Below are 25833 nucleotides of genomic sequence, written 5' to 3'. Positions count from 1 at the left end.
CCCAGCGATCTCAATCCTCTTCGCGCCTGTACGCCCATTGATACAGCGCCGGCAGCACCAGCAAGGTCAACGCCGTCGACGAGAGAATCCCGCCAATCACCACCGTCGCCAGCGGCCGCTGCACCTCGGCCCCGGTCCCGGTAGCCAAGGCCATCGGAATGAACCCCAACGACGCCACCAACGCGGTCATCAACACCGGCCGCAGGCGCGTCAACGCCCCCTCCTCGACCGCCGCGCGCAAACCGCGCCCTTCCTCTCGCAGGTTGCGGATGAAGGCAATCATCACCAGGCCATTGAGCACTGCCACGCCCGACAAGGCAATGAAGCCCACGCCTGCGGAAATCGACAGCGGAATGTCCCGTAGCCACAACGCCAGCACCCCGCCGGTCAAGGCAAACGGAATCCCGGTGAACACCAGCAAGCCGTCCTTGAGGTTGTTGAACATCATCAGCAGCAATGCCATCACCAGCAGCAGCGCTACCGGCACCACCACCCGCAAGCGCTCGGCCGCCGACTGCAACTGCTCGAACTGGCCGCCCCAACGGGTCCAGTAACCCGGCGGGATCTGCACCTGCTCAAGCAAGGTCTGCTCGGCCTGCTCGACGAACGAACCCAGGTCGCGCCCGCGCACGTTGGCGCTGACCACCACCACGCGCTTGCCATCCTCGCGGCTGACCTGGTTAGGCCCCAGTTGCAGGTTCAACGTGGCCACCTGCGACAGCGGGATGAAGCCGATCTGTGCCGCACCGGCTGCAGCGCTGGCCGGTACCGGAATCAGCAGGCTGCCCAGGCCATCGACATCGGTACGCAGGGTTTCGGACAGGCGCACCACCATGTCGAAGCGGCGATCGCCCTCGTACAGCGTGCCCGCCGTGCGCCCACCGACAGCAATGCCAATGGCATCCTGCACGTCGCCCACATTCAGGCCATGACGCGCAGCCTTGTCGCGGTCGATGTCGATGGTCAGCACCGGCAGGCCGGTGGTCTGCTCGACCTTCACCTCCGAGGCGCCGGGTACCTGTTGCAAGCTGCTGGCGATTTGCGTGGCGGTGCGGTTGAGCACGTCCATGTCATCACCAAACACCTTCACCGCCACGTCGCTGCGCACACCGGAAATCAATTCATTGAAACGCAGCTGGATCGGCTGCGACAGCTCGTAGTTGCTGCCCGGCACGCTGGCAGCCGCGCGCTGCACCTCGGCAATCAGTTCCTCGCGGGGCTTGCCGGGGTCGACCCACTGCTCGCGCGGGCGCAGCATCACGTAGGCATCGGAGATGTTCGGCGGCATCGGGTCGGAGGCAATCTCGGCGGTGCCGGTGCGGGCAAACACGCGCTCCACCTCCGGCACCTGGGCGATGATCGCCTGCTCCAGACGCTGCTGCATGTCCACCGACTGCGACAGGCTGGTGCCTGGCACGCGCAACGCCTGCAAGGCAAAGTCGCCTTCGCTGAGGCTGGGGATGAACTCGCTGCCCATGCGGCTGGCCATCACCCCGGACAGCAGCACCAGCCCGGCGGCGGCGGTGAACGCCAGCTTGCGCCGGCCCAGCACCCACTCGAGCACCGGTGCATAGCGCAGGCGGGCGGTGCGCATGACCACGCCCTCTTCCTCCTTGACCTTGCCGGTGACGAACAGCGCGATGGCCGCTGGCACGAAGGTCACCGAAAGGATCATGGCGCCCAGCAGTGCCATCACCACAGTGAAGGCCATCGGCTGGAACATCTTGCCCTCGACCCCGGTCAGGGCAAAGATCGGCAGGTACACCACCATGATGATCAACTGCCCGTAGATCAGCGGCCGGCGCGCCTCGCGGGCAGCGGCGAACACCTCATGGAAGCGTTCGGCACGGGTCAGCATGCGGCCATGGCGCTGCTGGGCATGGGCCAGGCGACGGATGGCGTTTTCAACGATCACCACCGCGCCATCGACAATGATGCCGAAGTCCAGGGCGCCGAGGCTCATCAGGTTGGCGCTGACCTTGTTGCTGAACATGCCAGTGAAGGTGAACAGCATCGACAGCGGGATGACCATGGCCGTGATCAGCGCGGCGCGGATGTTGCCCAGGAACAGGAACAGCACGGCAATCACCAGGACCGCGCCTTCGACCAGGTTCTTCTTCACCGTGGCGATGGCCTTTTCCACCAGGTTGGTGCGGTCATAGACCGTGACCGCCACCACGCCCTTGGGCAGGTTGCGGTTGATCTCGGCGAGCTTGGCCGCCACGGCCTGGGACACCGTGCGGCTGTTCTCGCCAATCAGCATGAACACCGTGCCCAGCACCACCTCGCGGCCGTTCTCGGTGGCCGCGCCAGAGCGCAGCTCTTCACCCAGACCGACCTGGGCAACATGGCTGACGCGGATCGGCGTGCCATCGACACTGGAAATGACGATGTTGGCGATGTCTTCGGCCGAGGCCACCTGCCCCGGCGCGCGGATCAGCAGTTGCTCGCCGTTGCGCTCGATGTAGCCGGCACCGACGTTGGCGTTGTTGCGCTCAAGCGCTGCGATCAGGCCGTTGAGCGTGAGCTTGTAGGCCGCCAGGCGCTTGGGCTCGGGGGCGATCAGGTACTGCTTGGCGTGGCCGCCGATGCTGTTGACCTCGGCGACGCCGGGCACATTGCGCAGCTGCGGCTTGATGATCCAGTCCTGGATCACCCGCAGGTCGGTCGCCGTGAAAGGCGTGCCATCGTCCTTGAGCGCGCCCTGCTCGGCCTCCACCGTCCACAGGAAGATTTCCCCCAGGCCCGTGGAGATCGGCCCCATGCCGGCCTCGATGCCTTCGGGCAACTGCTCGCGGGCCACCTGCAGGCGCTCGTTGACCAGTTGCCGGGCGAAGAAGATATCGGTGCCATCGTCGAAGATCACCGTCACCTGCGACAGCCCCGAGCGCGACAGCGAGCGGGTCTGTTTCAGGCCCGGCAGGCCAGCCATGGCGGTCTCGATGGCAAAGGTGATGCGCTGCTCGGTCTCCAGCGGCGAATAGCCCGGTGCGGCGGTGTTGATCTGCACCTGGACGTTGGTGATATCAGGCACCGCATCGATCGGCAGTTTCTGGTAGCTGTGCAGGCCCACGGCGGCCATCAGCACCACGGCGAGCATCACCACCAGGCGCTGCTCGATGGCGAATTGGATCAGGCGTTCGAACATGCAAGCGTCCCCGCAATCAATGGCTGTGCTCGGCTGATGCCTTGCCGAGCTCGGATTTGAGGACAAAGCTGCCAGCGGCAGCCACCTGGGTGCCGGCCGCCAGGCCTGAGGTGATCTCCACCTGGCCGGCGTCGCGGCGGCCGGTCTTCACCGGGCGGGCCTCGAAACCTTCGTCGGTGCGGGCGAACACCACGGTCTGTTCCTCCCAGCTCTGCAACGCGCTCTCGGGCACGACGACGGCGGCATTGAAGCGCTCGACATGGACCGCAATGTTGACGAACAGCCCGGGGCGCCAGGCACCGTTGGGGTTGGCCAGGGTGGCGCGCACGGTGGCGGCGCGGTTCTGTTCGCCGAGCAGGCTACCGACGTAGTTGACCTTGCCCTCGACCTCGGCGCCGAGGTCCGGTGCGCTGACGGTCACGCTGCGCCCGCTGGTGACCCGGGCCAGGTCGCGGGGTGCGACGGCGAAGGTGGCCCAGACCCGGCTCAGGTCGGACAAGGTAAAGGCATTGCTGGTCTCGTCGACCACCTCGCCCACGGTCAGGTGCTTTTCCACCACCACGGCATCGAAGGGGGCGCGCAATTCGTAGCGGTTACCGGCACCGGCCGGGCCGACCGCGGCCACCTTCTGCCGGGCATTGGCCAGGGCGATCTCGGCCTCTTGCAAGGCCTGACGCGCCTGCAGGTAGTCCTGCTCGGCGCTGATGCGTTCCTGCCACAGTTGCTGCTCGCGCTGGAAGGTCAGGCGCGCCAGTTCAAGGCGGCGCTGGGCGGCTTGCTGCTCACTGCGCAGGTCGGAGATCTGCTGGCTGGCGATCACCGCCAGCACCTGGCCGCGCTTGACCGCCTGGCCGAGCTCGGCCTGCACCGCCTCGACCACCCCCGGCACCCGTGGCACCACATGGGCTGTGCGGTCTTCATCGAAGCGGATCTCGCCAGGGAAGCTGATGGCGGTGCCCAGTGCCCGAGGGGCGGCGGCGGCCATCTGGATGCCGGCCGACTCGATCTGGGCGATCGACAGGTGCAGCGCACCTTCCTTTTCCTGGTGCGCTTCACCAGCCTCATCACTGTCACCGTGGCGGTCTTCGCCATGATCGTCGTGCCGGGGCTCTGCGGTACTGGCTTGGCCTTTGCTGGCCTGACCAAGGTTGCCGGTCCAGGCCAGGCCAGCCACGCCGAGAACGGCGATGGCAGCGGCCAGGAGTGCGAGTTTGCGCGGGTTAGTCATTGTTGCTCCTACTGCTCGAAATGTTGCTCAAACCATCCAGGTCGCCATAGATCCGCTCGACCTGTGCCCGTGCATCGGTTGCCGCGGCCAAGGCCTCGAGGTACAGCCCGCGCGCGTCGATCAAGGTGCGCTGGGCGTCGAGCACGTCGAGAAAGGCGAACTTGCCCATCTCGAAGCCACGGGTGGCGGTGTCCACGGCCTGCTGCGCCGACGGCAGGATGGTGCGGTCGTAGGCCTGCACCTCCTGCATCGCCGTGCGCCACTGATCGACGGCGCTACGGGTTTCGCTGCGCAGGCGCAGTTCCACCGCGTTGCGCAGGTCGCGGGCCTGGTCGGCGCGGCGTGCGGCGGCCAGTACGTTGCCCTGGTTGCGGTCGAACAACGGCAAGGGCATCGACAGCCCGACCACGTTGACCCGCTCGCGGTCCTCACGGCTGTACTGGCTGCCGACGCTGACGGTGAGGTTGGGAATGCGCAGGGCCTTTTCCGAGCCCAGCGACGCTTCGCCGCGCTCGACCTGTGCGGCCGCCAGGCGCCACTCGGCGGTCCGTTCGACCTGGCCGAGCAAAGCATCGGCTGAAGGTGCAGCGCCAGGCGACTGGCTGGCCGCCTGCAAGGTGTCGAAGGTCGCCAGCGGACTGCCGGTCAACCGCGCCAGGGCCTGGTAGGCCACCGTGCGCTGGGTTTCGGCGCGACGCACCTCGGCCTGGGCCTGGGCCAGTTGCACCCGGGCACGGGTGGCCTCAACCGGTGACGACTGGCCGGCCGTGACCCGGCCCTGTACCACCCGCAGGCCACGTTCGGTCAGCGCCTGCGACTGCTGCGCCAGTTCCACGCCGGTCTGCGCGCGCAGGGCGGCGTGATAGGCCTGGACCACATCGGCGCGCAGGCCATTGCGCTGGCGTTCGAGGTCCAGCTGCGCAATGGCCTGGCCGGCACCGGCCACGGCAATGCGCGCACCGCGCTTGCCGCCCAGCTCCAGTGGCTGGCTGAGGGTGACGGTGCTGGTGCTGGTTTCGCGCCGGGTGTCCTCCATTTCCCAGGCCAGTTCAGGGTTGGGGAGCAACCCGGCCTGGCGTCGCTCACCCTCGGCAATGCCGATTTCGCGACCGGCTGCGGCCAGTTCAGGGTTGTTGGCGAAGGCGGCGCTCAGCGCCTCGGGCAGGCTCATGCCTGGCCCGGCCTGGGCGCTGGCGGTGGCCGCCAGCAACAGGCTGAGCAAGGCGATCTTGCGGGGGGTGGGCACTTCGGGAGTCCTCGTCGACAAGCGTTGGCGAGGGACTGTAAGGAGGGCTGGTTATCGAGGCGGTGGCGTGAACATTACAATTGTGTAATCCGCCGGCCTGGCCGGACAAGTTCGATAATCGCCCACTTTGCCGCCATGCGACACCTGAGCCAATTGACGAAATTAACCACCCGGTACAAACATAGGAGTATTCAACAACAACAAAGCGATGCCCGTCATGAAGCCCCTTATTCTCGTGCTCAACGGCCCCAACCTGAACATGCTGGGGACCCGTGAACCCACCCAGTATGGCCATGAAACCCTCGCCGACCTGGCCCAGGGTTGCGCCGACACGGCCCTGGCCCACGGCCTGGAGATCGAATTCCGCCAGACCAACCACGAAGGCGAACTGATCGACTGGATCCATGCCGCCCGTGGCCGTTGTGCCGGTATCGTGATCAACCCCGGTGCCTGGACCCATACCTCGGTGGCCATCCGCGACGCCCTCGTGGCCAGCGAACTCCCGGTCATCGAAGTACACCTGTCCAACGTGCACAAGCGCGAGCCGTTCCGCCACCTGTCGTTCGTCTCGTCGATTGCCGTAGGCGTGATCTGCGGCCTGGGTAGCCACGGCTACCGCATGGCCCTGAGCCACTTTGCCGAGATGCTTCAGGAGCCACGCGCATGACCCAGCCAGCCATCCTTGCCGGCCTGATCGGCCGTGGCATCCAGCTGTCGCGTACCCCTGCCCTGCACGAACACGAAGGCGACGCCCAGCACTTGCGTTACCTCTATCGCCTGATCGACGCCGACCAGCTCCAGCTGGAGGACAGCGCCCTGGCACAACTGCTCGATGCCGCTCAGCACACCGGCTTCACCGGGCTCAACATCACCTACCCGTTCAAGCAGGCGATCCTGCCGTTGCTCGATGAGCTGTCGGACGAGGCCCGCGGGATTGGCGCGGTGAACACCGTGGTACTCAAGGACGGCAAGCGGGTGGGTCACAACACCGACTGCCTGGGCTTTGCCGAAGGCCTGCGCCGTGGCCTGCCGGATGTGTCGCGCCGGCGCGTGGTGCAGATGGGCGCTGGCGGCGCTGGCTCGGCGGTGGCCCATGCGCTGCTGAGCGAAGGCGTCGAGCAACTGGTGCTGTTCGAAGTGGATGCGGCGCGTGCCCAGGCGCTGGTGGATAACCTCAACGGCCATTTCGGCCCAGGTCGGGCGGTACTTGGCGCGGACCTGGCGGTCGAGGTGGCCGAGGCCGATGGCCTGGTCAATACCACCCCCGTGGGCATGGCCAAGTTACCCGGCACGCCCCTTCCCGTGGAGCTGTTGCACCCGCGCTTGTGGGTGGCTGAAATCATCTATTTCCCGCTGGAGACCGAACTGCTGAAAGCAGCACGGGCGCTAGGTTGCCGCACGCTCGATGGCAGCAACATGGCAGTATTCCAGGCGGTGAAGGCGTTCGAGCTGTTCAGTGGCAAACAGGCGGATGCCGAGCGGATGCAGGCGCATTTCGCCAGCTTCTCCTGAACCTGCCCCAGCCTCATCGCCGGCTTGCCGGCGATGAGGCAACAGAGGTCTAACCTTTCTCATCCAGCAACGCCTGTATGACTTTCTCCTGCCCGGCATAGTCACCCTCACCAAAGTGCACATGCCGCACCTGCCCTTGCCGATCGACAAAGTAATGCGCTGGCCAGAACTGGTTACCCCAGGCGTTCCACACCTGGTAATCATTGTCCACCGCCACCGGGTAAGCGATGCCCAGGCTGGCCACCTTGCTTTTCAACTGCCCCACATCGTGCTCGTAGTCGTACTCGGGCGTATGCACACCCACCACCACCAGGCCCTGGTCGGCATAGCGCCGTGCCCAGTCGTTGACGTGCGGCAGGCTGCGCTGGCAGTTGATGCAGTCCCAGGTCCAGAAGTCCACCAGCACCACCTTGCCCTTGAGCGCCGGGGCGTCCAGTGGCGGTGAGTTGAGCCATTGGCTGGCGCCAGCCAGCGACGGCATGGCGCCATAGTTGTCGCGGGCCAGCAGTTGCCCTCCAGCGAGGCCCAGACCAACCAGCGCCAAGCCCATGCCCCCCACTTTCAACAGCCGCCGGCGATCAGTTGTCATGGCAACCGCTCGTGGCGTAGGTGCGGTATTCGACGCTCTCATGCTGGCCTTTGGAGTCGAGGTAGTCCATACGGGTCCTGACCGGGCCGCAGGCATTGCTCTGGTCGTCTTTCACCGACAGCACTTTCTTCACATCCAGATGGTCGCCGTAGCGGTACTGCATGACACTGGCGTCGTTCATCGATGTGGTGCTGGCATTGGCGGCAACGGCAGCGAAGCTGAGCACGGCGAACAGGCTGGCACTGGCGATAGTCTTGAGGTTCATGGCATCTCTCCTTTGCAACACTTAGGGGGTGGGGATCGGTGCTCCCCGGTCGAGAGCCATTGCACGCCTGCCAGGTATCTCCCATGTGTCGCCTCGGCCCGTGATTTGCTTGCGCCTGTATCTGCCCCCATGCCAGATACACTGCAATACAAAACCCCACAGGCAAGCCCCGACGCGCTCGGTACACTGCGCTCACTCTCCCTTGAACAGGAACGCCGCGAATGGAACATGTCGATCACATCCTGATCGTCGACGATGACCGTGAGATCCGCGAACTGGTCGGCAACTACCTGAAAAAGAACGGCCTGCGCACCAGCATCGTTGCCGACGGCCGGCAGATGCGCGCCTTCCTGGAGGCCAACAGCGTCGATCTGATCGTTCTCGACATCATGATGCCCGGCGACGACGGCCTGCTGCTGTGCCGCGAACTGCGTGCCGGCAAGCACCGCAACACGCCGGTGTTGATGCTCACTGCGCGCAACGACGAGACCGACCGCATCATCGGCCTGGAAATGGGCGCCGACGACTACCTGACCAAACCGTTCTCCGCCCGCGAATTGCTGGCGCGCATCAACGCCGTGCTGCGCCGCACGCGCATGCTGCCGCCGAACCTGACCATCAGCGAAAGTAGCCGCCTGCTTGCCTTCGGCCAATGGCGCCTGGACACCACCGCCCGCCACCTGCTGGACAACGAAGGCACCCTGGTAGCGCTCAGCGGCGCCGAATACCGCCTGTTGCGGGTGTTCCTCGACCACCCGCAGCGGGTGCTCAGCCGCGAACAGTTGCTGAACCTGACCCAGGGCCGCGAAGCCGACATCTTCGACCGCTCCATCGACCTGCTGGTCAGCCGCCTGCGCCAGCGCCTGGGTGACGATGCCCGCGAGCCGAGCTGCATCAAGACCGTGCGCAGCGAGGGCTATGTGTTCTCGCTGGCCGTGCAACTGCTCGAGTCACCGGCATGAAATGGCCGCGTACCCTCGCCTCGCGCCTGGCCCTGATCTTTTTCACCGGGCTGGTGCTGGCCTACGGGCTGTCGTTCAGCCTGCAGGCCTATGAGCGCTATGTCAGCAGCCGCTCGATGATGCTCAGCCACCTGGAGCAGGATGTCACCACTTCGATGGCGATTCTGGAGCGCCTGCCCGCGGCCGAGCGTGCCAGCTGGCTGCCACGCCTTGAACGCCACACGCTCCGCTACCGCCTGGACCAGGGCCAGGCGGGCATGCCAATGGCCAGTGACGACCCGCCCATGGCTGCCGCATCGATCACCAAGGCCATCGGCGGGCACTATCAGCTGAAATTCCAGAGTACTCCCGGGCCGGATCAGCACTTCCAGGTGCACCTGCACCTGTCCGACGGCGCGCCGCTGACCATCGATGTCACCCCGGCGGCGGCACCAGTGGCAAGCTGGCTGCCACTGGTGCTGCTGATCCAGCTCGGTGTGCTGCTGTTCTGCACCTGGCTGGCAGTGCGCCTGGCGATCGGCCCGCTGACCCGCCTGGCCCAGGCCGTGGACAACCTCGACCCGGACAAACCCGGTGTGCTGCTGGATGAAAGCGGCCCGCGCGAGGTCAAGTACGCTGCCGTGGCGTTCAATGCCCTGCAGGCACGCATCGCCGCCTACCTCAAAGAGCGCATGCAATTGCTGGCAGCCATTTCCCACGACCTGCAAACACCGATCACGCGCATGAAACTGCGGGTTGAGGTGATGGACGACGGCGTCGAGAAAGACAAGCTCTGCCATGACCTGGACGCCATGGCGCATCTGGTCCGCGAAGGCGTGGCCTACGCACGCAGCATGGACATCAACACCGAAGCGCCCTGCCGGATCAACCTCGACGCCTTCCTCGACAGCCTGGTGTTCGATTACCAGGACAGCGGCGCCCAGGTGGAGCGCCACGGCGATACTGGCAGCCTGCTGGAAACCCGACCGCATGCATTGCGCCGGGTACTGGTGAACCTGGTGGACAACGCCCTGAAGTTTGCTGGCAAGGCACAGCTTGAGGTCAGCCGCGAGCGAGGCAAGACGTTGATTCGGGTCCTCGATGAAGGCCCCGGCATTCCCGCCGAAGAGCTGGACGAGGTGCTCAAGCCCTTCTACCGGGTCGAGAGCTCCCGCAATCGCAGCACCGGGGGCACGGGCCTCGGGCTGGCCATCGCCCAGCAACTGACCCAGGCCATGGGCGGCAGGCTGACCTTGAGCAACCGCAAAAGCGGCGGGTTGTGCGCCCAGATCGAGCTGTAACGCCCAAAGCGGCGGCCTGGGCCGGCCTGCCTACAGCGCCGATAACTAAAGTCCGATACACAAAGCCGCTTTGACTGACACTCTGCAGATACCGCGCCCCGCACACTCCCGGTCACACAACGACACTCCGGGAGACCTCACCCATGAAGCTGCTCATCCTGCCCTCCGGCTGGAAGCTGTTCGCCGCCTTTGCCGGCCTGACCTTGTTCATGACTGCCGCGGTACTGCTCAGTTATCCGCCCGGTGCGGATGGCCTGCTCAGCGCCATCCGCGCCACCGCACGCAGCTCTTTCGCGTTGTTCCTGCTGGCGTTCCTGGCCTCGTCACTGGTTACCCTGCTGCCTGGCAACGGCAGCCGCCGGTTACTCCGCGAGCGGCGCTTCGTCGGCCTGGCCTTTGCCTTCTCGCATGCCTTGCATGGTCTGCTGATCTACCGCTACGCCCAGCAGTTTCCTGAACTGTTCTGGGACGGGCAGACGATCACCTCGAATCTACCTGGCAGCATCGGCTACCTGTTCCTGCTGTTGCTCACCCTGACCTCGTTCAAGACCCCGATGCGCCTGCTCGGCCGCCGAGCCTGGAAAGCCCTGCACAGCACCGGTATGTGGGTGCTGGCCGGGGTGTTCTGCCTGTCCTTCTACAACGGCACCCCCAAGGGCGGGTGGTACCCGCTGGCGTTCGCCCTGATCTTCAGCGCCATTGCCTTCAAGCTCACCGCCAAGCTGGCCCGGCAGCAACGCCGCACGGCCTCTGCCCTTTCCTGAAACGAGATGACCACAATGACCACACTGACCCGCACCCTCACGACTGTCGATCGCTTTGGCAACTGGAGCGCCGACCTGCCTTTGCGGCTGTTCCTGGCCTGGGAGTTCTTCGAGTCCGGCTGGGAGAAATTCAACGGCAGCAACTGGTTCAGCGGCTTGCAGGCCAACTTCCCGTTCCCTTTCAACGTGCTGCCGGCGGAGCTCAACTGGCAGTTGTCGATGTGGGCGGAGCTGGTGCTGCCCCTGTTGCTGTTGCTTGGCCTGGGCACGCGACTGGCATCGGCCGGGCTGATGGTGGTGACCGTGGTGGCGATTGCGGCAGTGCATTGGCCCGCACACTGGTCAAGCCTGGCAGAACTGGCACAGGGTTATGCCATCACCGACCAGGGCTTTGGCAACTTCAAGCTGCCGCTGATTTATCTGGTCGCCTTGCTGCCGCTGCTGCTTAAAGGCTCGGGACGCCTGAGCCTGGACCACTGGATCAGCAAGCGCCTGCACGGCTGATGATGAAAAGGGGCTGCCAGACAGCCCCTTTGGCATCATCGAGTACCGATCACAACACCTTGTTCACGCAGGTTTTCGAGCAATGCCAAACCCTCCCGCAGGTCCGCAGCGAGTGCCTGCAAGCGCTGTCGACCAGTGCCCTGAACTTCAGCCAGCAAGCGGTAGGCCATAGGCGAAAGACGGGCGAAGCGCACCTGCAGCGCAGCGTCGCGATAGACCAGCAGCAACGTGGGTAATGCAGGGGCTTCGAGCGGCTGGTACGCCGGGCCGATCTGTTCCACCGGCCAACGATAGGCCAGCACTTTTGACGTGCTCGACAACAGCGGCTCACCTTGTAGAAGGTCGCCCTGCGGATCATGCGCAGGCTCCTCGGCATCGCTCAGGTACACCTGGGATTCGATCAGCTCGTAGTGGGCCAGCTCAAGCTGCCACGGGGTGTCAGGTTCGATGCCTTGGAGGTAATCGACGAAAGCAGCGGCTATCTGGCTGAACAGCGGCGTACGGCAGCGGTAGCTGGCATAAAAATCATGCACGCGCGCATGCCAACACTGATCGCCCAACGTCTTGCGCAGCACCGGGAAACTTCCTGCCAACAGCGCCTCGATGCCACCGTAGAGCAATTCCCTGTACAGCCTCAGGCGTTTTTGTTCGATACCGACGGGCGCTGGATGGCGTACCGGGTCACGCAGGTGACGAGCCAGGCAGGTCTGTTGTTCACGCAATGCACTGTGCATGCACGACCTCCTGCTGCACGGCGCGAATCCACGCAACTTCTGCAAGCAGCTCGGTCATGGGCGGGTAATTGAAGTCGCGTTCCAGCACGGTTGGCTGGATGCCAAAACGCTCGCAGGCACTCGTGAACAGCGCCCAGACCTGCGGCTTGACTGCGGCTCCATGGGTGTCGACCTTGAGGTCGGGTGCCTGATCATGGTGCCCGGCCAGATGCATGCCCCGGACCCGCGCCAGCGGAAGGCCCTGGAGAAATGCCTGTGCGTCGTAGCCATGGTTGCAGGCATTGACATAGACATTGTTGACGTCCAGCAGCAGCTCGCAGTCGGCCTCGTCGAGCACTGCCCTGATGAACTCCAGCTCACTCATCGCCTGATAGGGGGCGGCGTAGTAGCTGATGTTCTCGACAGCGATGCGCTGCTGCAAGGTGTCCTGCACCTGGCGAATACGCGCACTGACCTGGCGTACGGCGGCTTCGGTGAAGGGAAGCGGCAGCAGGTCATAAAGGTGGCCGTCATCAGTGCAATAGCTCAGATGCTCGCTGTAGTGTCGTACCTGATAGCGATCGAGAAACTGGCGGATCTGCCCGAGCAGTTTACGGTCCAGCGGCAAGCTGCCGCCAAGCGAAAGGGAAAGGCCGTGGCAAGCCAGCGGGAAGCGTTCTGCCAGTTGAGCCAACCCCTGCCCCAAGGCACCGCCGACGCCGATCCAGTTTTCCGGGGCGCATTCCAGAAAGTCCACCGTACCTTCCTCCAGCGCCAGCAATTCGGGCATCAGGCTGCGACGCAGGCCGAGGCCGGCGTGCATGGGCGTGGTATTCATCTTCGAGTCTCCATAACAAAGCACAACGCCCCGGCTGACGTGCAGACGGGGCGTTGGTGCATTTCTCAATGCATTCTATTCAGGACTGTTTTTTGCCGTGACCGCCATCGCCACCGCACTTGCCTTCACCACACTTGCCTTCGCTCTCGCTGGCCTTTTCACTGCCGCCACATTTGCCTTCGCCACACTTTCCCTCGCCGTGGGCCTTGGCCGATGCCAGCTGGTAACCCTGGCTGAGAGGCTCGACGGCGAATGCCTGGCTGCCGATGGCCATGCTGCCGATCAGTGCAGCACCGATCAGCCCGAGCTTGTTAGGGGTATGCGTCATGTTGAAGCTCCACTCTGGTTAGAAAGAGGGGCTATTCAACCGTTGCGGCGCCTTGGCCGGTATCGCCTGATTCGGCTGCCGCTGTAGGACCTCACCAACCGATCAGCAAGGCTGACGCCGCTCAATCGTCCAGTGGCTTGGGGGGCGCGGCAGGCTTGGCCGGTTTGCCAGGTTTGGCGGCCTTGCTGTCCTTGGCCTTGGGCTCGGGCACAGCAGCCGCCACGGGTTCAGGCGCAACCGCCGCTTTTTCACTCGCCGGAAGTTCATCGACGGCCTTGAAGATCGCCTGCGGGTCGATCTTCTCGCCCGACTCATCATCCTTGAGCACATGCCGTTCACCGTCCAGGCCCACCAGGATCACCTTGGTGCCCTTGCTGGCGCCCAGCTTGAGCTCGCGAATAAGGGCCATCGTGGTCTGCTGTTCGAGGTTCTTGTCCTCACGCTTGCCCATCATCTGGGCAACGCTGAACAGCACCAGGTTGCGCTCCTTGAAACCCGCCTGGGTAGCCGGGTCCTTGAGCGCCTCGTTCAACCCGCGCAGGGTGGGGTCGGCGCTGCTCGGAGCGATAACGACCAATGGCCTGGCCTTGCCCAGTTCCTTGGCCAGCGGCGCATCACTGTCGGCAGCAAACAGCGGGCCGGCAATAGCGAGCAAAGTGGCGAGGGTCAGTGACCGGACGAGCATGCAAATCTCCTTATTCTCTCGATAAACCAAAGACTACAGATCATGGAGAAAGATCCGACGTGCGAGCCTAAACCAACTGCACTGCCAGAGGGTTTACGCAAAGGTAACTTCGCGTGTCTCGGCAAGGGCGCCTGACGCTGCAAAAAATGCCAGCGCCCGAACCTGAGCATAGTCCATCGGGACGTCCACGCCCGTCGACGGCCAGCGCAGGAGGCTCTGGCCGTGCCGACGTGATCAGCGAACGTAAATGACCTCCTGTTCACTGTTGCATCCAGAACTTCGAGCGTCAGTGCCTGCATCAGTTCGCCCTCGGCAAGCCGCTGCTCGCGGGCGAGCGTGTCGATTTGCGCTGCACGCTCAGGCTCTGCCATCGCGTTGTCGCCCTGCAAGACCTCCAGGCGCTCATGGAACGGCGCATTGAGGTCATCGAAACGTGCCGGATAGGCGCTACGCAAGTGGGTTTGCCAGAACGCGCGGTCGATCAGCGAGCTGGCCAGCCGCTCACCGGTTTCATGGCGCAGCACCAGGTTGCGTGCCCGCGCAATTCGCCGCGCATCGACGCCCGCGATGGGTCGAAACGACATACCCTGCGTCTGCAAGGGAAGGTCCAACGCTTCGCGCAAAGCTAACCGATAGGCCAGGACCACCTCAATCTGGTCTGGGTCGCTGCCACCGAACTGGCGTTCCTGGATGTCCCGCAAGGCAATCCGGTTAAGCTCCTCAAGCCGCCACAGCTGCCGCCCCAAGCGCAACAACCCTCGTTCCTGGCTGCCAGTTGCCGCCTGCGCCTGGGCACGCCACACCAACAGCCGGGTTTCAAGATCGTCGAAACGCAGTGCGACACTGTCCTGGCAGGTCAACTGCGCGGCATTGCTGAACAGCTCCTGGCACAGCTCGGGCGATTGGGCCATGGCCCGCATCATCTCCAGTATCCGGCCGGCCAAAAAGCGCGCGCCAGTCGCATGCTGAAAATCGGCCGTCTCCATCAGGCGCTCGATCAAGGTGAAGAATTCAAGCGCATTCGGCAACGCTTCCAGCGCTCGCCAATGCGTGTCCAGCTCACTGCGCAGCTGCGCACCGCCAGCATCCATCCAGCGAACCCGGGCGGACACCGGCGCGGCCTCGTCATCTTCAGGCACCACGGCCGCTGCCTGCAAAGCCTCACGAAGGCGCAACGACTCTGACTCGGAAAGCGGGTTACCGCTCAACTGCACATTGCCCTCGATCCACAACCGGCTTTGGTAGAAACCTTCCGGCAGGCCTGTGAGCAGGTTGTCTCGCAGGTCGACGACCCTCAGCGACGTGCATTGCATCAAGCCATAGGGCATTTCGCGGATGCCGGTGGCGGCCAGGTGCAGCTCACGTAACCGAGGTAGCCCGCTCAGCGAGAATGCCCGCCCCAGCGGGTTGTGCGAAAGGTTCACCTGCGTCAGGTACGGGCAACTGGCGAGTATCGTCGCCTGGCCTGGGTCCAGGCTGATACGGTTTGCGCGCAGGTCCAATGACTGCAGGTTGGCCATGCCCAGCAGTGCCTGCGGAACGCGCTCCAGGCGGTTATGGGGCATTTCAACCGCGCTGACATTGGGGAAGGCGCGCAGGAAACTCTCGGGCAAGCGCTCGATCTGCATGTTGCGCAGAGTCAGCACACGGACGTGATCGAAAACGATAGGCTCAGGGAATTCGGGAAGACTGTTGGAGCTGGCTATCTCCCAACGGTAGACCGTGTTGGTACCTTCAGCCTGCATACCCTCATCATAAGCGCGTTGCCAACAGCCGCGCAGCGCCCGCCTCAACCTGCGCCGGTCCTCCCTCTCACGGCCACGGGGCGCCTCATGCACCCACCTGCGCAACTGCGTATTGAGCACCTCGAACTCTCGTTCGAACTGCTGCAGCGTGCGCTCCAGGCCGATTGCAGAACCACGTGCCTGCTCGATCCAGGCGAACACTTCCTCATCGGTAAAGGCTGGGTAGAGGTAGCGTACACGCCGCAGAAACGGTCCAGGCCGGTAGCCGGAAGACGATGAGCCCAGGTTGCGACCGCTCAACGGGTAACCGATCCGGCCGTCGTCCAGCCGTGACGGCAGGCGCACGCTACCTGGGCGCGCAGGGCTCAATAGCTGCTCGACTTGCGCACGCCTATCTTGCGCCAGCCGCGTGACCTTCACGCGAAGGTTGTGGGCAAAGGGTTCACCCACCTGCAGCGCACGCCGTTGATCGTCGGCGTAGGCACCGGCCATGACCTCGAACAGTTCGCCCGCCTCGCCAACCGCCTCGCCCTGGGCATCGGTGCGCTGGAAGATGCCGTTGCGGTGGACCAGCCCCCAGGCATGCGTCCCCTCCCCTGAAGTGGCCAGGGCCCGCGTCCCCGCATCCCCCTCGAACAGGCTCCAGCGCACCCCCCGCCCAGCGGCTGGCAGATGCTTGAGCATGCCCAGCGCGACCCGGGCCAGGTCGAGATGCTGTGGGGTGTCCCAGAGCAAGGCTTCGAACACCCGCGCCACGCGAACCGGTACAAGCATGCGCCTGGCGGCCTCGGCCAGGCCCAGCGGTATGCGGCCGCTGGCAAGCAGGCGGGTACGCTCCGCGCTGCTGGCCTGAGCGAGCACTGCCCGTGCGGCATGCCCATGCAGGCCGGGGAACTGGCGCTGCAGCGCTTGCACAGCAGGGTCGCCCTGAAAAGCCTCAAGGGCGTACAGGTGCTCAAACAGAGTCCGTCGCTGCGTCCACGCCAGCTCGGCCAGGTCCTGATCACTGAGCGCCTGGCCTCCTTCCAGGTGGCGTGCCTGTTCAAGCACGGCACTGTCATCCTCTGCCGGCAAACCCGAGCGCAACCGGTTGACCAAACGGCGGATACGCTGATCGAGCAATACCCGCTGAACGCTGTCGAGCAGCCCGGGTTCGGGTGCCTGCCCCAGCACGTGAAGGGCTCGCAGGTGTTGCTCCTCCAGGCGATGTATGGCCAGCACTTCTTCGATCTGCTCATCGTCGAGCCTGGCCATCTGCCCGCCCAGCCGCCTGAACAGGTAGCCGGAGCCTTGCCACTGCATCGGTTGTTCGCTCCACAAGCGCCATGCCCCTGCGCCGTTGTGCAGCAGCAACGGGCCGTGGCCATCCTGCGGCAGTAGTTGCCAATGCCCATCGAGCGAGCGCTGCACCACCCGATAATGATGCCCGTCCATGGCTATCCAGGCCTGCCCGTCGTAGCGCCAGATCCCTTGTTCATCGCTGGTCGCTGCAAGCGGCAGCTGGCTGCGAAACGCCGACAGGTCAGCGTTCCACAAGCGTTGCGTCCCGTCTTCCAGGCGTGCCTGCGACAAACCATCGACCAGCGCCGAACGTGTCCATGCACGCTGCGCCGCGCTGCCAGCCGCCGCCGTGGCGCCAACCAGTGCAGCCTCGATGAGCACCTGGGTCACATGCTCCAGTGCTTCGCGTGTCTCGCCCTCACGCCAGGACTCGACGGCCTCGAATACCTCGCCCAGCCAGCGCCAGGCGATCATGGCCAGCAGCGTCACCCCCAATGCAGGGACGTACAGACTGGCTGCACTCAACAGTGTCACACCCAGATTGGCCAGGTAGCGGTCATGAGCCTCCTGGACCTCACGGTCGAGCTTTGCCACAGGTGTGGCAATCAGGGCCGCATCGTCCTTGATCTGAAGTGTGCGCAAGGCCGCGAAGTCCTTGAACAGATAGCCGCCGACCCGATGCATGCGTTCGTGCAGATCGATGTTGGCCCAGACCGGCAAGTCTGCGTAGCCAGCAATAACCCGGGAGAAAAACGCCTGACTGTCGCGACGCCGCAAGAAGCGCGCGAAGAACGCTCGATAGTCGGCATTGCGCAGCCGTTGCCCGAGAATTTTCCGGGCGAATCGGTGCAGACCTTCATGCGCGCTCCAGGGGCCGTGAGGATCGCCTGGTATGTATACCAGCACACGCTTGCTCGAGGTATGGATCGGGGCGAAGGTCTCATCACGCACATCCAGCACGACAATCTGCTGCAAAGGGCAGCCCAGCACCTCCAGGCGCTTGCCAACGACACGCGTGTCATCCAGTTGCGGCAGCCAGCCTTGGCGCCACAAACCGATCACCAGCTCCAGCTCGGCCTCGCTCAGCACGCTGTCGTGGCGCGCCCTGAAAGCATCCAGCAGCAAGCCATGGCGCATGTTCTCGGCAAGCAGGGCCTGGGCTTCAGCGGTGCCAAGCTGGGCATGCAGATGCGCCTGGTAACGCTCGCCCAGGTCCAGCTCCCTTGCCAGTGCGGCAAATTGCGTAGCAGTGAGCAGGTCAAGCCTGGCGCCAGCGTTATCGAACAGACCGTTGCCAGGGGCTTGTCCGCGCACCTGGCTCTCGTCCTGGGTGAAATTCCTCAGTGCCGCTTCGAGCAGCGGTATCTGGTAGTAGACTTTTTCACTCAAGGGTACGCGGATAGGCGCATAAGTGCTCAGTGGCCGTTCAGAGGCCGTGCGAAACCACAGCTGGCCCAGCTCGGGCCCGATATTGCAACGTGCCTGCAGCGCCTTTTGCAGAATAGGCGCTGTGAACTGCTCAACCCCCTCGATGCGCTGCAGCAGCGCATCGAGGCGGTACCGGCAGTCCAGGCTGCCATTGAGTGCCTCACGCAGCACCGCTGCATGCCCGGTACCGACGGCCCGCATCCAGCCTGGCAGGCGCGCGGTGATGATCCGGTCCTGCTCGGCCTGCTCCAGGTGATCGTGTGAGTGCAAGGATGTGCCCATGGTGAATAGCCTCAAGTGATGAAACCTCGAGGCTATCGCCGGGGGTAGCCCTGCGGCGCCTATAGGGCTACCACCTCGGCCCGGCGCTGGCACGCCATTTCAATGCCATGGCAAGACTGGAACCAGCAAGACGAGCATGAGGTGCCGGTCCACCGCCTCACGGGTGAGCTGCCGGTACACATTGATCTCACGCTGGCGAACCCGGCCCTGCAGGCGTTCGATTTCAGCAGGTGACGCGTTGCTTTCAACCAGCGCCTCCAGCTCGTCATGCAATGTCTGTGGAACTTCGAGCCGACCGGGATACCTGCTCGCCAGGTACTCCCTCCAGAAACGTGTGGTCGACAGATAGTCCACCAGCACATCCCTGGATTGGACAGCCCTGACGGCACGCACAGCCGCTTGCAGGTCCAGCACCGAAAGGTTGGCCACACCGGCATTGAGCATCTCGTCATGCTCGATGGGCAGATCGAGTTCATCAACCAGGCTCAGGCGATATGACAGGGCGAATTCCAGCGACTCCTCAGGCCGGCCCACGCGTATGGCATGCCAGCCACCTACATCGTTGAGCATTTCCAGGCGCCAGCACTGCGCACCCAGGTGCAACAGCACCCGCTCCTGATCACCGAGAACGTCATTGTGCAACGCCTTGTACTGGCTGACACGCACCTCCAGGTCACTGAATCGCAGCGTGGCGTTATCCTGGCAGTGCTCGGTCAGCGCGTGCGCGTAGAGCTCGCTTTGCAATGCCGGCCGCTCAGCCATGTACTCCAGCATGCGCAGCACACGCAGGGCCAGGTAGCGGGACAGGAACTCACTCTGGAAATCCGCCGAGGTGGTCAGCCGCTCCAGCAAGTGGAAGAAATCTCTCGAGGCGCTGTCGCCATAGAGCCTGCCCCAGGTATTGGCCATGCGGTCACGCTGCTCCATGGCCACCAGATCGATCCAGCGTTGCTTGACCGGCACCTGGTCATTCACGGCTTGTCCCCATACATCCTGCGCATCGAGCAACGGATTTTCGCTGAGCCTGACCCGCCCGGAGCGCCACAGCCTCGAACGATAGAATGAGAAGGGCAGCGTCCGGATACTGTTGTCACCCACATCGAGCGTATGCAAGCTGCTCGATTCCATTACGCCTGCCGGCATTTCTGTCAGCTGCGCGTTGCGCAGCATCAAGGCATTGAGGCCGGGCATCCCGGCGATGGAAAACGTGCGTTGCAAGGGGTTGTGCGAGAGGTTCAGGTAGACTAGTTGCCCGCAGCCAGCAAGCAACTCGACATCTGCGGCCTCCAGTCGAATCTGGTTGCCAGAGACATCGAGCATCTGCAGGCGTGCGGCCAGTGCCGGGGTCAGCGGCAGGCTGCGCAAGCGACAATTGGTGAAACTCAGCGACCTCAGCCCATCGAATGCCCGCAGAAACGTCACTGGCGCCCGGCGTATCTGCAACGAGCGCAGCGCGATATCCGTCACATGGGGGAAGCTCACGCCCGCTGGAATGGGTGGCAGTTCATCCAGGTCGCTGCCAAGACTGCTGAGCAGATACCCTTGAGCGTGCTCAAGCTCCAAGGCCTGATGGGGTACCAGGTAGCGCCAGCAATCGATTAGCCCCCGTGCAAACTGTCGGCGAGCGGGCCAACACCAAAGTTTGAAGGTCGCGGTCTGCCAGTTGGCCAGGCGTTTGCGCAATGCCTTGAGTTGCCCCTTGAGGGCGAGCAGTTCGACAGCAGGGTCACGTTGGAGTACACGCAGGTGCGCCAACCATTGCTCGACCTGCTCATCATCGAAGCCGGGATACAAGTCCCGTACCTGCGCAGCCAAGTTCCTCACCCCGCTGCTGCCGCCAGGCGTGCGTTGCCGCCAGCCACTCAGCGGATAGCCGACGCGGCCATTGGCCAGGCGCTGTGGCGCCAGGAAGGCATCACCCGAGCGCGCGACACCCAGCATCTCGCCGATCAGCTCCCGTCGCTGCCCGACGCGCCGCGCCATGTACGCTCGCAGCTGCAACGCGAACGGCTTGCCGATCGCCAGGGCGCTTTGCTGCGCCGCAGAATATCCGCCAGCCAACTGTTGGAACAATTCGCCCGGCTCGCCCAGAGCATTGCCGTGCTCATCGCTGCACTGGAAATCGCCAGCCTGAAAACGGATGCGCCGTATCGCGCCCCTACCGGTGCTGCTCGACAACGGTTCTGTGACGTCGCCATCGAACAGTTGCCAACATGGGCCACTGGCCGCCCCGGGCATTTGTTCAAGCAACTTCAGCACGACACGGGCCAGGTCGAGATTTTGCGGGGTATCGAACAGCAACGCCTCGTGCACCCGAATACAACGGATGCGCTTGACCATGGACGCTGCGGCACCGTTCAGCCCCGCGCTGTCGACCGTACTCAACAGGGCTTCGGCCGCCAGGCGATGAAGGCTGGCAAAGTCTCGCTGCAACACGTGCGTGGCGGCGGTCACGGGATACTGCTCGTAGTAAAGCTGCTGGAACAATGATCGCCGACGACTCCAGACCCGCTCGGCCAGCTGGGCGTCCGTCAGTGCCTGCGTGCCAGCCCACTGGCGGACTTTGGCGAGCAGCGCCGAGTCCTCCGGCTGATTGCCCGAACGCAGCTGAGTGACCAGCGTCAGGATGCGGTTCAGCGTCTCTACCCGGCTTACGCTATCGACCAGGCAGGCATCGGGCGCCTGGCCACAGATGTGCAAGCCGCGCAAATGGCTGGCATCCAGGCCATGGATGTCAAGCACCTGGCCGACCTGCTCATCCTCCAGAGCGCTGAACCCGCTGCCCAGGCGACGGAACAGCACTTGCGGCGCCTCCCACTCGATCGGTTGCTCGCACCAGACCCGCCAGGCGCCGGCACCGTTATGCCTGAGCTGTGGGCCATGCCCTTGCTTGGGCACAATCTGCCACTGCTCGTCGGGCTGCTGCAGCACCTCGTAGAAGTGGCCCTCCATGTTCACCCAGCAGCGCCCGCGCAGACGGTAGATGCCTTCGGCGTCAGCCAGTGCCTGCACGGGCGGCGCCGCACTGCGAAAAGGGCTGAGGTCGAACCGCCAGAGCTTCTCGCTGCCGTCTTCCAGGCGAGCGGTCGCCAACGCGTCTACCTGGTGCCATTCACGCGCCACAGCCGCTGCCCCCACCGTGGTGATACCGACCATGACCACGGTTTCGGCCACGCTCAGCAGGTGCTCGAGCGCCGCATCGATGTCGCCTTCGCGCCAGTCCTCCACGGCATGGAAAACATCCTTGAGCATGTCCCAGACCATGACACCGCCAAGGATGAGACCGAGCCCGGGCACGAACAGTCCTGCCACGTTGGCGATGGTCCATGCCGCAGACACCAGGCGATCATCCCTGGCCTGGCGGACCGCGCTGTCGATATCGCTGACCGGCACGGCAATGACTGCCGCATCATCCTTGATCTGGTCTACCCGCGCCTGGGCCAGGTGATCGAAAAGCGGCAAGCGGTAGGCCGCCATGTGCTGATCCATGTCGCGGGAGGCCCATGCGGCGACATCCGTCAGCTCGCTGGCCACCTTGGCAAAGAACGCGTCACTGTCACGGCGACGGATGAAACGGGCGAAGAAGCGCTGATAGGGCTCGTTACCCAAGCGCTTGCCCAATGTGCGTCGAATGAAGGTGTCGAGGTCGTCTGCCGCATTCCAGGCGCAGACCGGGTCACCGGGGATGTACACCAACACACGCTGGCTGGACAGGAAGCCAAACGTGCTAGCGATCTGATCGAGCACGATCACCTGTTCGACCTTGCAGCCATAAACGCTCAGCTGCTTGGCGATCACCGGCTTGCCGTCCAACATGCTCGGCCTGGCATGGCGGCACAGGTCGAGGATCACTACCAGCTCTTGCGCCGTCAGGATCCCTTCCGTCCTGGCCTTGCAGGCGTCAAGCAGCATCGAGGCGGCTTGCAAGGCCTTGCAGGAGGCCTTGAAGCCCGAGGCTGCCGTGACCGGACGGTCCAGGATCGAGGCAAGATGCTCCTGATAACGCCTGCCCAGGTCCAACTGCCGACAGCGCTTGGCGAACGCCGAGGCCGACAGCGACGTGAGCGTGCTGCCGTCGGTTTGCACCAGGCAGTTATCACGAGGCATCCCGCCAACCCGCGACTCGTCCTCGGTGAAATTGGCCAATGCCGCATCGAGCAGAGGGATGTCGTAGCTGTTCTTGTCTTGTTGCGGTGTAAGCCCGGTGGCCCACACAGGCTCCGGCGACACGGTGAAGTAGAAATGCCGATAGAACAGCGTGTCGACGACTTGCGCAATGTTCAGCGCACGCTGCAGGAGCGGCCTGCAGTATTGATGAATGGGCTCGATTCGCCCTATCTCCTGGCGAAGACGCTGGCGGCTGGCATAGCTTGTTTTCAACGCCTCGAACATGGCCTGCAGTTGCTCGGCCGTCAGCGGGCGATCCGCGGACGGTTCGGACAGCCGCAACGAGCGGATCCAGGCGGGCAAGCGACGGGCGATCATGCCATCCTGAAACGCTTGCTCGATGGCCAGCTGGGCATTGTGCTCTTGTACCGGGTTTGCGCGGGGTTGCATGACACACCTCCTGAGTCGGGAAGTGCGAAGCTAATGTCCGGTATCGCGCAGCAAGGCCTAGATAACTACCCCGACTTCAGAAAAGCAGCAGTTGGCGGTCGGTCAGGGCACTGAAGTCATCACCGACGAAGGGCAGGATGGCATCCGCCACTGGCTGCAGCTGACGGCTCAGGTAATGCTCGTAATCGACAGGCGCCAGCAGGTTCTCCAGCGGCTCGGGGCCAGCCGTGGTGATCAGGTAGCTGATCCAGCCACCGCGCTGGTATTGCCGCGGGCGGCCGACCCGAACGTTGAACTCATCTGCCAGGCGCGCGGCCCGTACGTGCGGTGGCACATTGCGCTGATAGTCGGCCAGCGGCCGGCGCAGGCGCTTGCGATAGACCAGCAGCTCATCCAGTTCACCGGCCAGGGTCTGACGCACGTACTCGCGCAGGTAATCGCGATAAGGCTGGCCACGGAAAATCCGCCCGTACAGTTCCTGCTGGAAGCGCCGGGCCAGTGGCGACCAGTCGGTGCGCACCGACTCCAGGCCCTTGTAGACCATCTCTTCGCTGCCATCGGCCCGCTGCACCAGGCCGGCGTAACGCTTTTTGCTGCCTTCGTCGGTGCCGCGGATGGTGGGCATCAGAAAGCGCCGGTAATGCACCTCGAACTGCAACTCCAGCGCGCTTTCAAGGTTCAGGGTGGTGCGCAGGTGCTCGCGCCACCACTGGTTGACCTGGGCGACCAGGTCGCGCCCGATCCGCGCAGCCGCCTCCTCGGCGTGCGCACCCTTGAGCCAGACGAAGGTCGAGTCGGTATCGCCGTAGATGACTTCGAAGCCCCGTGCTTCGATCAGTGCGCGCGTCTGGCGCATGATCTGGTGGCCGCGCATGGTGATCGACGACGCCAGGCGCGGGTCGAAGAAGCGGCAGCCGCTGGAACCCAGCACGCCGTAGAAGGCGTTCATGATGATCTTGAGGGCCTGCGATAACGGCGCGTTGCCCTCGCGCTTGGCCGCCTCTCTGCCTTGCCACACACGCTCGACGATGGCGGGCAGGCAATGCTGGGTGCGCGAGAAACGCCCACCGCGAAAGCCCTCCACCGAATGCTCGTCATCGGGCAGGCGCAAGCCTTCCACCAGGCCCACCGGGTCGATCAGGAAGGTGCGGATGATCGACGGATACAGGCTTTTGTAATCCAGCACCAGCACCGAGTCGTACAGCCCCGGGCGTGAATCCATGACAAAGCCACCGGGGCTGGCCTCGTCCGGACGGCTGCCAAGGCTCGGCGCGACAAAGCCCATGCGGTGCATGTGCGGGATATACAGGTGGCAGAATGCGGCGACCGAGCCGCCACTGCGGTCCACCGCCAAGCCGGTGACCGACGAACGTTCCAGCAGGAAGTCGAGCAGCCGGGTGTGGGCAAAGATGCGCGTGACCAGCTCACAGTCCTTGAGGTTGTAGCGAGCGAGCGCCGGTTTATCTTCGGCAAAGCGGCGGTTGATCTCGTCCATGCGCTGGTAAGGGGTGTCGATGGCCTTGCCTTCGCCGAGCAGCGTCTGGGCGACACTTTCAAGGCTGAACGAGGGGAAGCTCCAGGTCGCCGAGCGCAGCGCCTCGATGCCGTCGATCAGCAGGCGCCCCGGGGCATCGGCGAAGACATGGCCACCGCCGGCATGGCTGCGCAAGGTCATTGGCGCGCCGTTGCGCCCCAGCGCCAGTGGCACTTGCAGCAGCTTGGCGTGCTCATGCAGTAGACGCAGGTCGAACTGGATCAGGTTCCAGCCGATGATCGCGTCCGGGTCATGCTCGGCCATCCACTGGTTGAGGCAGGTCAGCAGCTCGGCGCGGTCAGCGCAGTAGCGCAGCTCGAAATCCACGCCAGCGGCATCGCCATTGGCCGGGCCGAGCATGTACACCTGGCGCTGGCCGCAGCCTTCCAGGGCGATGCTGTACAGCTCGCCGCGCTCGCTGGTCTCGATGTCCAGCGAGGCCAGGCGCAAGGTCGGGCGGTAGTCTGGCAGCGGCTTGAGCTGGGCCTCGCAGTACACGCCCTGCTCGTCCCGCTGGCCGGTGAACTGCACCGGCGCTGTGATGAAACGCTCCATCAAGTAGCGCTCCGGCGGGCGGATATCGGCCTCGAAGACGTCGATGCCAGCTGTACGCAGGCGTTGCTCCAGCTGCATCAACTGACGGTGCTGGCGCGTGTAGAGGCCGAGCATCGGACGCTGGTCGAAGTCCTTCAGGCGCAATGGCTTGAGCTGTGCGCCCTGCTCCTTGGCCAGCAACACCCGGGCGTGCTCAGCCTGCGCCTGCGGGATGAAGGCCACCGATTCCTGCGGCGCCAGGCGCAACAACCGTGGCCCGGCATCGGTGGCCAGCCAGAATTCCACGCAGGTGCCTTCGGGCGTGTCATGCCAATGCCGGGTCAGGACAAAGCCCTGCTGCAACTCCACCGCGTCGACCTCAGTTCAAAAACACGATTCTACGCGATTGC

Annotated in this window: 17 protein-coding genes and 1 pseudogene; 6 read left to right on the top strand and 12 right to left on the bottom strand. The window is 64.3% G+C overall.

Going from position 1 to position 25833, the window contains the following annotated elements; translation table 11 throughout:
• Positions 1-10 precede the first annotated feature (10 nt).
• The 3 genes from ABE528_RS18440 to ABE528_RS18430 are packed head-to-tail and all read right to left on the bottom strand — an operon-like array spanning position 11 to position 5622.
• A complete protein-coding gene (locus ABE528_RS18440; RefSeq protein ID WP_346653721.1) occupies positions 11-3148 on the bottom strand; it encodes a CusA/CzcA family heavy metal efflux RND transporter in 3138 nt (1045 codons plus the stop codon).
• Between the two features lie 16 nt (positions 3149-3164).
• Positions 3165-4376 carry an efflux RND transporter periplasmic adaptor subunit gene (locus ABE528_RS18435; RefSeq protein WP_346653720.1) on the bottom strand — a complete coding sequence of 404 codons (1212 nt, stop codon included), beginning with the start codon at positions 4374-4376 and terminating at the stop codon, positions 3165-3167.
• Positions 4369-5622: a TolC family protein gene (locus ABE528_RS18430; protein ID WP_346653719.1), complete on the bottom strand. Its 1254-nt coding sequence runs from the start codon at positions 5620-5622 to the stop codon at positions 4369-4371. The genes ABE528_RS18435 and ABE528_RS18430 overlap by 8 nt, the downstream gene beginning before the upstream one ends.
• Positions 5623-5839: 217 nt before the next feature.
• Between ABE528_RS18430 and aroQ the strand changes: the two genes are divergently transcribed.
• Together aroQ and ABE528_RS18420 are read left to right on the top strand one after the other, a co-directional pair.
• Positions 5840-6289: a type II 3-dehydroquinate dehydratase gene (aroQ, locus tag ABE528_RS18425; RefSeq protein ID WP_152956048.1), complete on the top strand. Its 450-nt coding sequence runs from the start codon at positions 5840-5842 to the stop codon at positions 6287-6289.
• Positions 6286-7134, top strand: a complete 849-nt coding sequence (locus ABE528_RS18420) for a shikimate dehydrogenase (protein WP_346653717.1) — start codon at positions 6286-6288, stop codon at positions 7132-7134. The genes aroQ and ABE528_RS18420 overlap by 4 nt, the downstream gene beginning before the upstream one ends.
• 49 nt (positions 7135-7183) lie before the next feature.
• Here the strand turns inward: ABE528_RS18420 and ABE528_RS18415 are convergent, their stop codons facing one another.
• Entirely contained in the window at positions 7184-7723 is a 540-nt protein-coding gene (locus ABE528_RS18415; RefSeq protein ID WP_152956047.1) for a thioredoxin family protein, read from the bottom strand.
• Positions 7713-7988 carry a DUF2790 domain-containing protein gene (locus ABE528_RS18410; RefSeq protein ID WP_346653716.1) on the bottom strand — a complete coding sequence of 92 codons (276 nt, stop codon included), beginning with the start codon at positions 7986-7988 and terminating at the stop codon, positions 7713-7715. The genes ABE528_RS18415 and ABE528_RS18410 overlap by 11 nt, the downstream gene beginning before the upstream one ends.
• Before the next feature lie 221 nt (positions 7989-8209).
• Between ABE528_RS18410 and ABE528_RS18405 the strand changes: the two genes are divergently transcribed.
• The 4 genes from ABE528_RS18405 (at position 8210) to ABE528_RS18390 (ending at position 11498) form a co-directional block, all read left to right on the top strand.
• On the top strand, positions 8210-8950 hold the full coding sequence (locus ABE528_RS18405) for a response regulator (protein WP_152956045.1): 741 nt from the start codon (positions 8210-8212) through the stop codon (positions 8948-8950).
• On the top strand, positions 8947-10230 hold the full coding sequence (locus tag ABE528_RS18400; protein ID WP_346653715.1) for a HAMP domain-containing sensor histidine kinase: 1284 nt from the start codon (positions 8947-8949) through the stop codon (positions 10228-10230). The genes ABE528_RS18405 and ABE528_RS18400 overlap by 4 nt, the downstream gene beginning before the upstream one ends.
• Positions 10231-10373: 143 nt before the next feature.
• The gene (locus ABE528_RS18395) at positions 10374-10994 is read left to right on the top strand and encodes a ferric reductase-like transmembrane domain-containing protein (protein WP_152956043.1); all 621 of its coding nucleotides are present in this window, start codon (positions 10374-10376) and stop codon (positions 10992-10994) included.
• A gap of 15 nt (positions 10995-11009) precedes the next feature.
• Positions 11010-11498: a DoxX family protein gene (locus tag ABE528_RS18390; RefSeq protein WP_152956042.1), complete on the top strand. Its 489-nt coding sequence runs from the start codon at positions 11010-11012 to the stop codon at positions 11496-11498.
• Between the two features lie 35 nt (positions 11499-11533).
• On the opposite strand, the gene ABE528_RS18385 is transcribed toward ABE528_RS18390, so the two are convergent.
• The 7 genes and pseudogenes from ABE528_RS18385 to ABE528_RS18355 form a co-directional block, all read right to left on the bottom strand.
• Positions 11534-12232 (bottom strand): putative DNA-binding domain-containing protein, encoded by a 699-nt coding sequence (locus tag ABE528_RS18385; protein WP_346653714.1) that lies wholly within the window; start codon positions 12230-12232, stop codon positions 11534-11536.
• The gene (locus ABE528_RS18380) at positions 12213-13049 is read right to left on the bottom strand and encodes a DUF692 domain-containing protein (protein ID WP_152956040.1); all 837 of its coding nucleotides are present in this window, start codon (positions 13047-13049) and stop codon (positions 12213-12215) included. Before ABE528_RS18380 ends, ABE528_RS18385 begins: the two co-directional genes overlap by 20 nt.
• A gap of 85 nt (positions 13050-13134) precedes the next feature.
• A pseudogene (locus tag ABE528_RS18375) lies at positions 13135-13377 on the bottom strand (hypothetical protein); the annotation flags it as partial.
• A 121-nt stretch (positions 13378-13498) separates the two neighbouring features.
• Entirely contained in the window at positions 13499-14062 is a 564-nt protein-coding gene (locus tag ABE528_RS18370) for a DUF4174 domain-containing protein (RefSeq protein WP_152956039.1), read from the bottom strand.
• Positions 14044-18798 (bottom strand): NEL-type E3 ubiquitin ligase domain-containing protein, encoded by a 4755-nt coding sequence (locus tag ABE528_RS18365; RefSeq protein ID WP_346653713.1) that lies wholly within the window; start codon positions 18796-18798, stop codon positions 14044-14046. Before ABE528_RS18365 ends, ABE528_RS18370 begins: the two co-directional genes overlap by 19 nt.
• A 99-nt stretch (positions 18799-18897) precedes the next feature.
• A complete protein-coding gene (locus ABE528_RS18360) occupies positions 18898-23355 on the bottom strand; it encodes an NEL-type E3 ubiquitin ligase domain-containing protein (protein ID WP_346653712.1) in 4458 nt (1485 codons plus the stop codon).
• A gap of 76 nt (positions 23356-23431) precedes the next feature.
• Entirely contained in the window at positions 23432-25792 is a 2361-nt protein-coding gene (locus ABE528_RS18355; protein WP_346653711.1) for a DNA polymerase II, read from the bottom strand.
• Positions 25793-25833: the final 41 nt, after the last annotated feature.

It is taken from the genome of Pseudomonas sp. TWI628, from assembly GCF_039673865.1.
GTDB lineage: Bacteria > Pseudomonadota > Gammaproteobacteria > Pseudomonadales > Pseudomonadaceae > Aquipseudomonas.
The sequence above is the reverse complement of the archived record's forward strand: the minus strand, read 5'-3'. Positions and strand labels throughout refer to the sequence as shown.

Coding starts and splice junctions, on each gene's coding strand:
- ABE528_RS18435 (WP_346653720.1), bottom strand. CDS start 4,376: ATGACTAACCCGCGCAAACTCGCACTCCTGGCCGCTGCCATCGCCGTT.
- ABE528_RS18395 (WP_152956043.1), top strand. CDS start 10,374: ATGAAGCTGCTCATCCTGCCCTCCGGCTGGAAGCTGTTCGCCGCCTTT.
- ABE528_RS18400 (WP_346653715.1), top strand. CDS start 8,947: ATGAAATGGCCGCGTACCCTCGCCTCGCGCCTGGCCCTGATCTTTTTC.
- ABE528_RS18390 (WP_152956042.1), top strand. CDS start 11,010: ATGACCACACTGACCCGCACCCTCACGACTGTCGATCGCTTTGGCAAC.
- ABE528_RS18385 (WP_346653714.1), bottom strand. CDS start 12,232: ATGCACAGTGCATTGCGTGAACAACAGACCTGCCTGGCTCGTCACCTG.
- ABE528_RS18410 (WP_346653716.1), bottom strand. CDS start 7,988: ATGAACCTCAAGACTATCGCCAGTGCCAGCCTGTTCGCCGTGCTCAGC.
- ABE528_RS18440 (WP_346653721.1), bottom strand. CDS start 3,148: ATGTTCGAACGCCTGATCCAATTCGCCATCGAGCAGCGCCTGGTGGTG.
- ABE528_RS18370 (WP_152956039.1), bottom strand. CDS start 14,062: ATGCTCGTCCGGTCACTGACCCTCGCCACTTTGCTCGCTATTGCCGGC.
- ABE528_RS18380 (WP_152956040.1), bottom strand. CDS start 13,049: ATGAATACCACGCCCATGCACGCCGGCCTCGGCCTGCGTCGCAGCCTG.
- ABE528_RS18420 (WP_346653717.1), top strand. CDS start 6,286: ATGACCCAGCCAGCCATCCTTGCCGGCCTGATCGGCCGTGGCATCCAG.
- ABE528_RS18365 (WP_346653713.1), bottom strand. CDS start 18,798: ATGGGCACATCCTTGCACTCACACGATCACCTGGAGCAGGCCGAGCAG.
- ABE528_RS18415 (WP_152956047.1), bottom strand. CDS start 7,723: ATGACAACTGATCGCCGGCGGCTGTTGAAAGTGGGGGGCATGGGCTTG.
- ABE528_RS18360 (WP_346653712.1), bottom strand. CDS start 23,355: ATGCAACCCCGCGCAAACCCGGTACAAGAGCACAATGCCCAGCTGGCC.
- ABE528_RS18405 (WP_152956045.1), top strand. CDS start 8,210: ATGGAACATGTCGATCACATCCTGATCGTCGACGATGACCGTGAGATC.
- aroQ (WP_152956048.1), top strand. CDS start 5,840: ATGAAGCCCCTTATTCTCGTGCTCAACGGCCCCAACCTGAACATGCTG.